Source organism: Stenotrophomonas sp. TWI1149, from assembly GCF_039673155.1.
GTDB classification, from domain to species: Bacteria; Pseudomonadota; Gammaproteobacteria; order Xanthomonadales; family Xanthomonadaceae; genus Stenotrophomonas; species Stenotrophomonas maltophilia_AA.
The window spans coordinates 125952-138564 of sequence record NZ_JBDJLB010000007.1 but is presented as its reverse complement, the minus strand read 5'-3'; the positions used below and the strand labels follow the sequence as shown (position 1 = coordinate 138564).

The 12613-nt window shown below is 60.8% G+C and carries 10 protein-coding genes and 1 pseudogene; 5 read left to right on the top strand and 6 right to left on the bottom strand.

The features are described 5' to 3' along the window. Positions 1 to 35: 35 nt before the first annotated feature. Both ABE424_RS10020 and ABE424_RS10015 read left to right on the top strand, forming a co-directional pair. The gene (locus ABE424_RS10020; RefSeq protein ID WP_346490675.1) at positions 36 to 896 is read left to right on the top strand and encodes a hypothetical protein; all 861 of its coding nucleotides are present in this window, start codon (positions 36 to 38) and stop codon (positions 894 to 896) included. A 40-nt stretch (positions 897 to 936) separates the two neighbouring features. Next, entirely contained in the window at positions 937 to 1911 is a 975-nt protein-coding gene (locus ABE424_RS10015) for a hypothetical protein (RefSeq protein WP_346490676.1), read from the top strand. 451 nt (positions 1912 to 2362) lie between these two features. On the opposite strand, the gene ABE424_RS10010 is transcribed toward ABE424_RS10015, so the two are convergent. The 5 genes from ABE424_RS10010 to ABE424_RS09990 all read right to left on the bottom strand — a co-directional run bounded on the left by ABE424_RS10010 (position 2363) and on the right by ABE424_RS09990 (position 5449). Then, positions 2363 to 2725 carry a hypothetical protein gene (locus ABE424_RS10010; RefSeq protein ID WP_346490677.1) on the bottom strand — a complete coding sequence of 121 codons (363 nt, stop codon included), beginning with the start codon at positions 2723 to 2725 and terminating at the stop codon, positions 2363 to 2365. Between the two features lie 48 nt (positions 2726 to 2773). Further along, positions 2774 to 3331 (bottom strand): isochorismatase family cysteine hydrolase, encoded by a 558-nt coding sequence (locus ABE424_RS10005; protein WP_346490678.1) that lies wholly within the window; start codon positions 3329 to 3331, stop codon positions 2774 to 2776. A 15-nt stretch (positions 3332 to 3346) separates the two neighbouring features. Further along, positions 3347 to 3985: a DUF6766 family protein gene (locus tag ABE424_RS10000; protein ID WP_282261714.1), complete on the bottom strand. Its 639-nt coding sequence runs from the start codon at positions 3983 to 3985 to the stop codon at positions 3347 to 3349. A gap of 459 nt (positions 3986 to 4444) precedes the next feature. Then, a complete protein-coding gene (locus ABE424_RS09995; RefSeq protein ID WP_346490679.1) occupies positions 4445 to 4942 on the bottom strand; it encodes a ferritin-like domain-containing protein in 498 nt (165 codons plus the stop codon). 84 nt (positions 4943 to 5026) lie between these two features. Beyond that, positions 5027 to 5449, bottom strand: coding sequence for a low affinity iron permease family protein (locus tag ABE424_RS09990; protein WP_282261711.1), 423 nt, complete (start codon positions 5447 to 5449; stop codon positions 5027 to 5029). Positions 5450 to 6626: 1177 nt separating this feature from the next. Here ABE424_RS09990 and ABE424_RS09985 point away from each other — a divergent pair. From ABE424_RS09985 to ABE424_RS09975, 3 genes are read left to right on the top strand one after another with little or no spacing between them, the layout of a single operon-like run. Then, on the top strand, positions 6627 to 6803 hold the full coding sequence (locus tag ABE424_RS09985; protein ID WP_346490680.1) for a DUF3606 domain-containing protein: 177 nt from the start codon (positions 6627 to 6629) through the stop codon (positions 6801 to 6803). Positions 6804 to 6815: 12 nt separating this feature from the next. Further along, positions 6816 to 9413 (top strand): DNA ligase D, encoded by a 2598-nt coding sequence (gene ligD, locus ABE424_RS09980; protein WP_346490681.1) that lies wholly within the window; start codon positions 6816 to 6818, stop codon positions 9411 to 9413. A 41-nt stretch (positions 9414 to 9454) separates the two neighbouring features. Then, the gene (locus ABE424_RS09975) at positions 9455 to 10264 is read left to right on the top strand and encodes an OBAP family protein (protein ID WP_346490682.1); all 810 of its coding nucleotides are present in this window, start codon (positions 9455 to 9457) and stop codon (positions 10262 to 10264) included. Between the two features lie 537 nt (positions 10265 to 10801). Here ABE424_RS09975 and ABE424_RS09970 read toward each other — a convergent pair. After that, positions 10802 to 12594: pseudogene (locus ABE424_RS09970) on the bottom strand (glycoside hydrolase family 15 protein). Positions 12595 to 12613 lie beyond the last annotated feature (19 nt).

The window sequence follows — 12613 nt, the reverse complement described above, 5'->3', positions numbered from 1 at the left end:
TGACCTAGCTAAGCGGTACCGTGGAACGCGGCTGCATGATTGACGTTGAAGCGCTCGTCCAGCGTCTGATGACGGCGGGGTCGTCGACGCGAGAAGACTACATGTTGGCGCTCGAATGCCTTGATAAGGCGGTGTGCGAGGCCAGCGCCGTAGGCCAAGCCCAAGCGGGGCGCATGGCCGCGCCTTGTGTGGGTTACGGGACATATCTATTCGCACGTATGTGTTCGCATGGCGTCGCTGCTGTGCGAGCAATGCCTTATTCCCGTTGGGTTAGAAGCGATCACCAGGAGTGGGGGCTCAATGTACTAGCCTGCCATGCCCGCGCTCTGCTGGAAGGCAATTTGTACTTTCATTATTTCATGCAGCCGACGGACGAGACCCTTGACGAGGGCAGGGCGCGGGTCACGCTGCTTCAACTCAACGACTGCTGCAGCCGATTGAAGATGTTTGCCGGCAGCGAACAACAGCGGTTGTGGTTCGAGCAGCAGCGCGATGAGTTGCAAGCGCGCCTGCGCTCCATCCCATTTTTCCTGAGATTGTCTCCTCCTTTACAGGCTCAGTGCCTAATCGGCAAGAAAGCCTGGTTCCTAGACCGGGCCCAGTTGGTAGAACTAGTAGGAATGGACAAGGCTGGCTTTGACATTCTCTGGGACCTATGGTCACAGCATTCCCACATCCACCCCGTTTCGTTCCTGCGCATGGAGCCCAACGGCCGAGGCACGGGCTTGGAATGCGATCCCGATCGCCTGTACCTGGCCGTTGCCATGTTGATCAGTGCCGGTATTCTAGAAGCAGCCACAGACAAGATCGTCGAGGTCTTTCCGGATGTGGCCGGCGAGCGGAAGGGGTTGGACTCGAAGTTCAGCCCCGGACCTAAACGCAATCGACGAAGGTAGCCGGACAACAGGAAATATTGCTTAAGGATAGGAAACAGGAATGGCCACTTCCGACATGGAGACGCGATTTCATACTTTCGCCTTAATGGTCGAAGGCTCGGAGGCGATCGATGATCTGCAGCTGGACACCCGCGGTGGCCAACGTGCGGACTACCTGTGGCGATCTCGATCCGTCATTGTTGAACTGAAGGTCCTGCAAGGGGACCCCCAGCACAAGATCAACAACACATTCGAGACGCTGAGAAAGCGCGACGAATTCCCAGTAATTCTTGGTCAGGCAGCTGCACACAAGGTGCTTGCCCACCTTCCAGACGGGAAGGAGCAACTGCGACGTCTTCGTCAAAAGATCATGCGATCCGTGGAGGCCGCATTTCGAGATGCCAAGGGGCAGATCGCAAACACTAAGCGGCTTCTGGAGTTGGATGATGCTCTAGGCGTCTTGGTCCTGCTGAACCCCGATGTCGAGTCGTTGGATCCAATCGACGTGGGAAATGAGATCAGTCGCCTCATGCAGCAGCGGCAAGCCGACACCTGGGCGGTGGATGCCGTTTGGATGTTGTCCGAGGCTCATCTGGTCGGCGGAGCGCAGCCGTGCATCATCATTGAAAGCGATAAAGTTGACCGCTTCTCTTGGGCTGAGGAGTTCTTGTCCTCTCTCAACCCCCAGTGGGGAATCTTTAACAACAGCCCCGTACTCACCTCAGACGCCAAGCTCTTGATGGATCTGCCGATGAGGCGAAAGTCCGAGCAACAAACTGGGCCACTGACCAACGAGCAGCGCTGGCGGTCCAACTACCGTGCTAATCCTTACCTAAGCCAGTTGGACGACGATGCTCTCCGGGTCTTCGGCGAGAAGGCCATTGCAGATCTTATGCCGTACTTCCTGGTAGGTGGCCCCAGAGAGTCGATGGCCGAATTAGAGCCGCTTATAGCGCGGTGGACGCACTTCCTCGAAGAAGCCTCCGATCGTGGTTTTAACGCTCGTGGGATGGGATTCCCTCGAGAACGCCCTTAACACTGTGCACAATGGACTATCAGGGGATGATCGAAGTCGGGAATGAAGTTGCAGACTTGGACGATCCAACAGCTGTTCCAGGATCGAAAGCAGTACAAGGTGCCGTTCTAGCAGCGGGCTTATGTCTGGACCTTGGAGAAGCAGTGGCCGTTGCTCTAGGCTGATATCAAAGACAAGGCCGAAGAACCGAGTATCGGAGGCGCTGCCCGCCGAGTCAGCCGACTGCTTGCCGCAGTTCAAGAAAGGCTGCAGCCCGACAGTGGCAATTCTCAGGAGACGGAGATGGTTACAACACGCCTCCCACCCCCATCAAACACGGGCCTGGCTGCCCGCAGCGGTGTCTGACGAAATAGGTGCGACGCTGGGCTCGCGGCCTACCCGTGCAGACGGACAGCCGAGCAAATGAACTGTTTAGCTACGTCGCGATTTCGTTCGAGGACGTGGATGGGTTTCAACGGACGTGTAACCCAGGCTGGGCTAGCCTCGTCCTCAGCATCAATGCCGATGCTGTCAATGGAGAACTGACGTGGGCAACCAGAATCAGCAGGGTCAGCAGAACCAGCAGGCCCAAAAGGGTCAGCAGGAGAGGGACAGCCAGGGTCAGCAGCAGCAACAGGATCAGGATCAGAAACGGGAGCGCTCCGGCCAGCAGGGCAGCCAGGACGAAGAGGAATAAGCAGCTGCCGATCGCCCAGACCTGAACCAGGATGGCCCGGCTCGATGTCGGGCCATCGTCATTGTTGGGGCCGTAAAGCAAAAGAGCAGCCGCGCCTCCGTTCAATGGAGGGCGCGCACGCACACGATCGCTATTCAATCTTTCGATGCCCTTCGTTCAAACCGCGTGCATTAGGCGGGAGTCATCCTAAGCCCTAAGGCGGCGCAGGTAGCTCGCAAGCTTAAGAACGGTTGCTGCCTTGGACTCTTCAAGCAATCGGAGTGCCGTGGTCTTTCGAGAGCCGATGCCGGCAACCGCTTCCTGCACCACGATCGTGTCGTATTCCCTGGCGTTGCCATCGAAACATGTGGCCGTGATACACGACTCCGCCGTCATTCCAGCAACGACGAGCTCCCTTACGCCAAGCTTGGCAAGCAGCACGGCCAGTGGGGTGGCGAGAAATGCGGAGTGCTTGGGTTTGAGCACGAAATAGTCACCGCGTTGCGGTTCCAGGATCTTCGCGATCGCCGATGACTCCCCCTCGGTGGCCAAGCACAGCCTCACCAACTCCTTGAAATCCATCTGCCAGTTGGCGAAGTTGTCGTTGGCGTAGATGACCGGATGGCCGAGCGCCCGGAAGCGCTGGGCGAGCGTCGCGATGTGCCGAGCGGCTTCCAGCGCCTTCGGCTTCACCTGGCCGGCTTCTGGGAAGTCGAACAACGTAAACATGTCGATGATCAGGAGCGCTGGGCTGGGTGTATTCATAGCTGCTCTTGCCCCTCAATCGCCCGTTTGGCTGTGAGGCGCCGCCAGCGGTTTGGACTGCGGTGAGTCCTTCTGACGAAGGAATATGGTCAGGATAACCAAGGCAAGCACGGCCAAGAACTCACTCTGCCAGTTCTGGAAGGATTCGAACCAGAAGCTGCTGCTCCACAGGTGTTCCCAGCAGGTGGGAGCGGGCAATCCCTTCGCGAGCTGCTCATCGACCTCCGCACGCCAGCTGCCAGCAAGATGCAGCGAGAAGCTCAGCAGGAACAACGCCGTGAATGCGATCGCCAAGGAGTGACCGTAAAGCATTTTCCAAATCCCGCCTCTCCGAACGGCCCAAGGCATGGGACCCGGCTCAACTCGCTCTTGCTCCTGCGCATCATCCAGTGGGCGCGATTCGGCCGAACCCTTCTGGCGGAGGCTGACGGTCAGCAGGACATACATGCCCATCTGAAGGAACTCGCTTTCCCAGTTTTCGAAGGTTGCGCTGAAGAAATGGCCGCTATGCAGGTAGTCAAATAGGCTCAGTGCAGCGCGGTGCGTTTCAGCGAGTTCCTCGTTGTGGGTCAAAAAGCCAGTCCATATCTGGCCTCCCAAGAAGACTAGGAGAAAAGCCAGAAGCACGATCGACAAACCGTTTCTCTTCCACATGCCCACACTGCCTACAGTTGAACGAACGTCTCGACAGTAGTCCTGCGACTAGCGAATTGCAGTGAAGGAGCGGCGATCCACGCCGCTCCCCGGTTTAGCCACTAAGTCCTGGCTTTTTGCCCAACGTGTTGCCTTGCCCAAAGTTGGGCTGAGTTTTTCCATCGCGCTCGCCCGCGCCTTCGGGCTCTGCCTCTCCCGCCTTACCGCCCTTTCCATGCCCATGCTGGTTGTAGCCAGCGTTCTCAGTGGCACGATTGGCGGCGCCTTCATCCGCAGCAGGCGGCTTGGCAGGAACGAATGGCGAAATCGGGTCACTCGCGGGGAACGTCTCCTCCAAGGCCTCTTCGTGGTTCCTGTCCGTCTGGGTCTTCCGGTGATGCTCCTCAGCCGGTGTTTCGCTACGGGCCTTCTCCCCGGGCACAGGGAGATCTTTCTCGTCTCTGCTCATAACCATGCGCCTCAAGCGGCCTTCGCGGCCTTGGCGTTACCACCGGACTTGGCCAAGAGCGTCAGCTTCTCGTCGGTTACCTTTTCTTCTTCCAATGTTTCCAGCAGGAGCGGGAGCGCGTCCTTGTAACCCAACTGCTTGGCGAGGGCCGCGATGGTGCCGTAGGAAGCGATTTCGTAGTGCTCGACCTTCTGTGCACCGCCAATAAGGGCGGCATCCCGCACCGGGCCTTCCTCGATACTGTCGATGGCTTCCTTACCCTCCTCAACCAACCCCTCCATGGCGGCGCACTTGATGCGCTTGAGACGGATGCCCAGCAGCTCGACAACCTGGTCGATGCGTTCGATCTGACCCTGTGTCTCTTCCAGGTGAGTTTCGAAGGCGGCGGCCAGGTCCGGATTGGAGGCGGCTCGCGCGAGGCGCGGCAGTGCCTTGGTCAGCTGCTTCTCCGCGCTGTAAATGTCCGACAGTTCGTGGATGAACAGGTCTTCAGCGGTCTTGATCGCCATGATGGTTCTCCGGGTTGGTGGTGGGTGGAGCCCTGAAGCTAAGCGCCCTCTCGTTAGGTTGGTGCGCAAATCTGTGAAGGCCTGCTACACGCCTGCAACGTCTTCTTGCGCGCACGGCATGCACAGGTCTTTTTTCGCTTTGAGATGGGCCGCAGTCTTGGCCAACTGCTCGTATCGAAGGCGGATTTCCTCCAGACGCTCCTGGTCCATCTCCTCCAGATTCAGCAACTCGTTGTTGGCGTTGCTGGTCACTCGGATCAGCTCATCCAGCTTGATGTGGATGGCGGCGGTGTCGGCATTCTGGGTGTGCTGAATCAGAAACACCATCAAGAAGGTCACGATCGTCGTTCCGGTATTGATGACCAACTGCCACGTGTCGTTGAACCTGAAGAACGGTCCGCTGCTCGCCCAGACAATAACCACACCCAAGGCCGCTACGAAGGCGCCCAACGATCCCGAGGCGCGCGAAGCAGAACAGGCAATTTTGCTAAAAAACGGTTTCGACATGGTCCACTCATGCGTGTTGAGTGGAAGAGAACCTACGACCGCGAATGTCGAGGATTGGTGACTTTCAGCATCGTAGGAAACCCGAAGTGAACGCTTTCGAGGGGACGCTACGGCAAAAGGGATGTGTGCGGGCCGTTGACAATGTCCTTTCGCCGTTTTCACGCATTTAGAACGAGGATTGCCGGCTCATGCCAGCGGAGGATCCGAGGATGATGGCCGGCGCATTGAGGCGTTTGAGTGACTGGACTGCCCAGCCTGCGTTCCGAGAGTTGACCGTGCGGGAGGCTGCCCTGCACCTGCAAGAACTTGCACCCAGCTACCCAGGTCCTTTCGATCAACCGGTGGAGATTTGTGTAAATGGGTGCCGGTGGTTTGCCGAGGAGGTCGAGGCAGTCGCGGACGCTATCCACAGGGCAGGACGGCGACCCCATCGCGCGAGGGAACTGCTCGGCGGTCCCGAATGGGGCATCTTGCGCAATGCGGCCGGCCTGTGGGCGGTGACCGGTCCAATGGCGGGGCGGAAGTCCCAGTACCGCGAGGGATCCGCGTTGGTCCAGGCTCGCGAGCCCGAGGCAGCAGTTGAAGCTTAGATCACTGCTGCGGTGGATCTGAGGACGCAGGGCCGCCGGCTGATCTTTGCGAAAATTCCATGAAACGAGCAGCCGAAATCGCCTGGCGGCTCCCGCACGCAGGGCACTCCAGCACCGCCCCGCCACCCGGTATGTTTACGAGGCTCGGCGGGGGGGTAGCATTGGTGACGCGGTGGCAGGAAAGACATTCAGCCTGAACGTTAAGCACCATAGGTTCCTCATCCGAACCCGGCCGACTTGGCTGCGCGTTGACTTCAAACAGATAGAACAGCCCAGTATTTGTAGAACAGCCCAGTATTTGGCATGCCAGAGATTTCGCGTTTAGTGGCGCAAGCGGGGGAAGCCCGGGCCTAAGTATTGCTTTCATCATAAGTACCCAAGACCGCCGTAGCCAGAGCCCGGTGGAGTCCAAATGTGCTGGCCGACGATGAGGGCCAGAAACGCTTCGAGGTCCGAGGTCGCTAAGTCATCAGCGTAGGTGATGTGTCGGAGCTGAGCCTCATCTGTGAAGGGGCGCGCGATTCCCGTTCACGGCGGGCCTACGGTGGTGGGACTAGAAACAGTCTACTTGCCTGGGAGTAGATGCCATGACTGACGACAAGAAGAAGACCGGTTCCCCGGATCGCGACCGAATCAACGTCAATGAAGATTACGAGGTCCAGTATTGGACCAAGACATTGGACATTACGGCTGCCCAGCTAAGGGAAGCGGTCAAGGCCGTCGGCCCCACCTCGGCGGCGGTTCGTAAGCACCTGGGCAAGTGACGGGCGCGAGGCATGTCCCTCACCGAATATCGCCGCAAGCGCAGCTTTAGCAAGACCAAAGAGCCCGAACCCGGCAAGGCACTACCCGCCGGGCAGCGGGCCATCTTTGTCGTTCAGTTGCATCATGCCAGCCGTCGTCACTACGACTTCCGCCTCCAGCTTGGTGACGCGCTGAAGAGCTGGGCCGTGCCCAAAGGGCCAAGCTACGACCCGAAGGTCAAGCGGATGGCTGTTGAGGTGGAAGACCATCCCGTCGACTACGCCAGCTTCGAAGGCGAGATTCCCAAGGGCGAATATGGTGGGGGCCACGTCGCCCAGTTTGATCACGGGGTCTGGGCCACCGAAGGGGATCCCGAGGCCCAACTCGCCAAAGGACATCTGCGCTTCGAACTGTTCGGATCCAAGCTCAAAGGCGGATGGCACCTGGTCCGCTCCGGCAAGCCGGCGCGCCAGCCGCAGTGGCTCCTCTTCAAGGAGGACGATGCCTACGCCAGCCATGTCGAGGCCGATGACCTGTTGGGCAATGTCGCCGCGCCCTCCGCCGCAGACCTCAAACGGGCCGGCAGCGGGAAGCCGGACAAGAAACGGCTCAATGCGATCCCCGTCGCAAAATCCGCTCGACGCGTGGATTGGGCCAAGAGGGCGTTGGCGCTGACCGGTGGTAAAAGGGCCGAGGCCCCCCAGGGCCCGTTCGAACCCCAGTTGGCCAAGCTGGGCGACTCGCCACCCAAGGGCGATCAGTGGGTTCATGAGATCAAATGGGACGGCTACCGGATCCTGGCCACGGCGGCGGAAGGCGAGGTTCGCTTGTGGTCGCGAAACGCGTTGGAATGGACCAACAAGATTCCCGAGATACGTGATGCCGTCGCTGCACTCGGTTTGAAATCCGCCGCCTTGGACGGGGAGTTGATCGCGGGGCGCGGGACGAAGGAGGACTTCAACCTACTTCAAGCCACCCTATCTGGTGAACGTCAGGGGGCGCTGTCGTATGCGCTCTTTGACCTTCTGCGTATCAACGGCGTGGACATCGCGGATGCGCCGCTGTTGGAACGAAAGGCGCTTTTGGAAGACGTCCTGAAGGGCGCCCCGACCCATTTGGCCATGAGCTCGCACATCGCCGGCGATGGGGAGGCGGCCTACCGTTTGGCGGGTGAGCAGCATTTCGAGGGCATCATCTCCAAGCGCGCAGATCGCGGCTACCACGGCGGCCGAGGCGAGGATTGGAAGAAGACCAAGCAGTTGGCCAGCGACGAATTTGCCGTGGTCGGCTACACGGCACCCAAAGGAAGCCGCACCGGTTTCGGATCGTTGCTGCTGGCCAAGCCCGACCCCAAGCATGGGTGGCTCTACGTGGGGCGCGTCGGTTCGGGGTTTTCGGACACCCTGATCGGGGAGCTGACGGCGCTGATCGGCACCGCCGGCGGGAAGAAGCCCACCGCACATGTCCCAACGACAGAGACCGACTTGCGGGCCGCCACCTGGTTTGCGCCCCGGTTTGTCGTCGAGGTCTTCTACCGAGGCATTGGCGGGCAACAATTGCTGCGCCAAGCGTCGCTGAAAGCGGTGCGGCCCGATAAAGACGTGGCCGATCTGAATGACTCGGATCGGAGCAACGATTCCGGCGGGGGTGCTACATCTGCCAAGCCGAACAAACATGGGACGCAAACCGTCACCAAACCCGAGCGCGGTGTTGCCGTCAAACCCACGAACAGAAAGGGCAGGGCGGATGCCGGAGAGCGGGTTCCCCCAAAGCTCTCCAGCCCGTCCAAGGTGATCTTCCCCGACATCAAGGCCACCAAGCAGGATGTGTGGGACTACTACAGCGCGGTCATGGACCATCTGCTGCCTGAGATCGTTGGGCGTCCACTGTCGATCATCCGCTGCCCAGCTGGGACCGGCCGGCCGTGCTTCTTCCAAAAACACCACACTGCGGGTCTGGAGTTGGTCAGTTCGGTGAAGCTCAAGGAAGACAGTGGGATCAATGCCTACTACCTGGTGGTTGAAGACGCTGCCAGTCTCTTGGAGCTTGTGCAGTTCAACGCCTTGGAGTTCCACCCTTGGGGCAGCCACGCTGATTCCCCCGACCGGGCCGATCGCGTGGTGTTCGATCTAGACCCCGGCCCGGACGTGCCATTCTCGGAGGTCAAGAAGGCCGCGACCGACATCCGAAAGCTGCTTCAGCAACTCGAGTTGGAATCCTTCTTGCGGGTGTCCGGTGGCAAGGGTCTGCACGTGGTGGTGCCGTTGAATCCCGGGTGCGATTGGGATCTGACCAAGCGGTTCGCCCATGGGTTCGCAGACGCTTTGGCACAGTCCGAGCCGCAGCGATTCTTGGCTACGTCGACCAAAAGCCTGCGCAACAAACGCATCTTCGTCGACTACCTGCGCAACGGCCGAGGGGCTACTGCCGTGGCGTCCTATTCCTTGCGAGGCAGGCCCGGCGCGCCGGTGGCAATGCCCATCGCGTGGAGCGAGCTGTCGAAGCTCACCCGGGCCGATAGCTTCACCATGAAGGACGTGCCCGCCAAGCTCAAACGCAGGCGCAAGGATCCTTGGGAAGGTATCGAATCAATCCAACAGAACTTGGCACGGTGGGCACAGGACGACTGATCCCACTCACCAGCTGCCGTCGCTTTTCAGGAGGAATCACTATGCGTCGATCCATCGTTTGCGTCGCCGTCGCGCTTGCCCTGTCTGCGTGTGGGGGCGGGAACACAGAGTCCAGCGTCCAAGCGCCCGGGGCCGAAGAAACCGCGAAGACCAAAGCGCTCGAGACCGGGGCGGCCGTGCTGCAGGACCGGCCTCCGGTCGACGCCATCAACGCCTATCTGGACGGGTTCCATTTCTACAACGGCCAGATGAAGGTCCAAATGGAGGCTCACCACTACTGCTCCATCCTCAACGAGGATGTCATCCAGTGCACGATCTACGACGGCAATGTGAAAGACGCCAAGCTGATGGGTGTGGAATACATCATCAGTGAGAAGCTGTTTGCTGGCCTCCCTGAGCAGGAAAAGGCGCTGTGGCACAGCCATGTTCAAGAGGTGAAATCGGGTCAGCTCATTGCGCCGGGGATTCCCGAGGTCGCCGAGCATGAACTGATGGAGAAGCTCATCCACACGTATGGCAAGACCTGGCACACCTGGCACACAGACCTGGACAAGGACCTGCCCCGAGGCATGCCGCAGCTGATGATGGGGTTCACCGCAGACGGCCAAGCGGATCCAGCCATGGTCGCTGCCCGTGACGCCCGGCTCGGGGTCAGTAGTGAGGACAAGCGGAAGCGTCGTGCCGATATCGCCGCGCCCCCCATCGATGCAGGGGCGGATGCGTGGCAGAAGGGGAAGGTCATCCAGATCGAGGACCCGACCGGTGGGCATGCTCACGCAGGGAAAGAAGAACCCGACGCGCCGTCCGACGGGGACAAGAACGCGACGTCCAAGGGCAGCTCAGAAATGTGAGGGCGGGCGTCGAGGTCAAGACCAAGACGTCCGTGGGCTGTTATCTGGTTTCGATGACGAGAGCCCGATGGAACACCGGCAGCATTGGGCTGAGCGGTATTCTCGGTGCTAAAGGGTGCTGCGCCGAACGCTTGGAAGGCTCCCCAAAAGCCGAGAGCCGCGCGTTGCTGACGGCGTGATGCGAGCCACACTGGCCGCAGCGGAAAAGCGCGCCGCCCGGAAGCTCTATCAGGGAGCCACGGGTTGACGCGGTGGTCGTGCTGCAATGGCTGCATTCGACGGTAAGCGCCAGGATTCGCTCTACGTCGCCAGTAGAGGCATAGCTCGCGTCAAAGGAGCGAATGACAAAAGATGCTGAGGTGGGCATCGTTGCTCCTGAACAGGGGGGCCGACCAGAGCATCTCCGGAAACCTGTGACGGGGTTGTCGTGAAGGGACGCAGCGTTGTTCCGTCAACGCTGCACCGCCCCTTGGGATAGGGATGCCGATGACGGGCTCGGACCCCTCAGACCGCATTTCGAGACGTCCGCCGTCCGCCTTAGTCGCCATCTACCGCATAAGCGGCGTGCACCAAAGCCAAGTGACTCAGGCCCTGCGGCGTATTGCCCAGCCCTTCATCGGCTTGGGGATCCCACATCTCTGGCATAAGGCCCACGTCGTTCTGGACGCGGGCCAGCAACGATCCGAACAAGCGATCCGCTTCTTCTGCCTCCCCCAGCAGACCGTAGGCTTCCACCATCCAAAACGCGCAACTGATGAACGTGCCTTCGCAGTCCTGCATGCCGCTGTAGCGCCACAGCAGATCGCCGCTCTCATCTGATAGTTCGCGCCGCATGGCCTCCCGAGTAGCGATGAAACGCTCCCGGCGCACTTCGCCCAAGCCGAAGCGCGACGCCAGCATCAGGCTCGCGTCCAGCCGGTCGCTGCCGGCATGCATCACGTAGCTCTGCTTTGCCTCATTCCAGCAGTGCTCGTCGATCCAGTCCAGGATGCGCTCTTTCTCGCGCTGCCAGCGCGGCAGACGGGCAGTGGTGATGTGGCCAGCTTCGGCGAGCTCGCAGGCTCGGCGGAGCGCCATCCAGCATTCCACCTTCGACATCGTGTAGTGCTGCGCGTCGCCCAGTTCCCAGAAGCCGCTGTCCTTGCGCATCCAGTTGTCGGCGCATTCGTCAGCCAGTTCGAATAAGAGCCGGGCGGTGGTGGGGTCGAGGATGTGGCCGGCTTCGATCATCCGGCTCGCCATTTCCAAAACGTCACCATAGGCGCAGGTCTGCAACTGCTCAGAGGCCGCATTACCCACGCGCACCGGTTGACTGTTGCGGTAGCCCGGCACGTCGATGCAGCGTTCCTTTTCGACCCGCTCGCCGCGAAGGGTGTAGCACGGCGCAAGCCCGGGACGGTGGCGACCGATGGTGGTCATCAGCCAGCTGAAGCCGGCCTTGGCGTCGGGCAGCGCACCCACGCGCAGGAAGGTCTTGATGACGTATGCGGCATCGCGAACCCAAGCGTAGCGGTAGTCCCAGTTCTTGTCGCCGCCGATGCGCTCGGGCAGCGAAGCGCTCACCGCCGCGGCGATGGCCCCGGTGGGCGCGAACCAAAGGAATTTGAGCGCCAGCGCCGATCGGATGACTTCAGCGCGGCGGCTTGCGTCGCAGTGCAGGTCGTCCACCCACTGGCGCCACTCCCGATCGGAGCGGTCGATGCGGGTATCGATATCCACTAAAGGCGGAACCGGGAGCACTTCGTCCTGAGAGGCGAGCAGCGCGATGATCTCCCGGTCGCCGGGCCGAAGGGTCACGGTGCCGCGGAGTTCCCGGTCATCGCAATTGCCGATCTGCACGCGTTCGGAATAGCGCAGCATCGTCATCACGGGGCCGGCGTGATGGACGCATCCGTTTGGGTATCGCTCATCCAGGGCGTGCAGGCCCCAGCCCGGGTGCCCGGCTGGTAGAGCAGATCGATGGTGACCTCTCCCTCCAAGCCTTCCAACCGGCGGGCCAGCTCGGACCAAGGCAGCCGCCCGGCCGGGCCGCTGTTGAGCGACTCGGTCACCCGGGCCAGGCCGGTGGCAGTGCGGATGTGAGTCTCCAGAACGTTGCTATTGTGGCGGTAGCACCGCTGCACCTCCTGAACGTCGCGGGCTTGGAGCACAAAGCGACCGCCCGCCGGGGCATCGAGCAGGCGGTCGAGCAAGGGCGGTGCGTCCATGCAGGGGGCGCACCACCAGTCGATGCTGCCGTCCGGCGCGATGAGCGCGCTGGAGCGCCCATCGCCAATGGCGGCGTAGGAGTGGATGGGCGCATACCCGTCCGCGTCGCGCTCGGCAGGCACGCTATCGGCATCGCTGGAG

What these genes read in the sequence shown, in the direction of transcription:
- ABE424_RS10020 (WP_346490675.1), top strand. Translation starts at nt 36, where the DNA reads ATGATTGACGTTGAAGCGCTCGTCCAGCGTCTGATGACGGCGGGGTCG.
- ABE424_RS10015 (WP_346490676.1), top strand. Translation starts at nt 937, where the DNA reads ATGGCCACTTCCGACATGGAGACGCGATTTCATACTTTCGCCTTAATG.
- ABE424_RS10005 (WP_346490678.1), bottom strand. Translation starts at nt 3,331, where the DNA reads ATGAATACACCCAGCCCAGCGCTCCTGATCATCGACATGTTTACGTTG.
- ABE424_RS10000 (WP_282261714.1), bottom strand. Translation starts at nt 3,985, where the DNA reads ATGTGGAAGAGAAACGGTTTGTCGATCGTGCTTCTGGCTTTTCTCCTA.
- ABE424_RS09995 (WP_346490679.1), bottom strand. Translation starts at nt 4,942, where the DNA reads ATGGCGATCAAGACCGCTGAAGACCTGTTCATCCACGAACTGTCGGAC.
- ABE424_RS09990 (WP_282261711.1), bottom strand. Translation starts at nt 5,449, where the DNA reads ATGTCGAAACCGTTTTTTAGCAAAATTGCCTGTTCTGCTTCGCGCGCC.
- ABE424_RS09985 (WP_346490680.1), top strand. Translation starts at nt 6,627, where the DNA reads ATGACTGACGACAAGAAGAAGACCGGTTCCCCGGATCGCGACCGAATC.
- ligD (WP_346490681.1), top strand. Translation starts at nt 6,816, where the DNA reads ATGTCCCTCACCGAATATCGCCGCAAGCGCAGCTTTAGCAAGACCAAA.
- ABE424_RS09975 (WP_346490682.1), top strand. Translation starts at nt 9,455, where the DNA reads ATGCGTCGATCCATCGTTTGCGTCGCCGTCGCGCTTGCCCTGTCTGCG.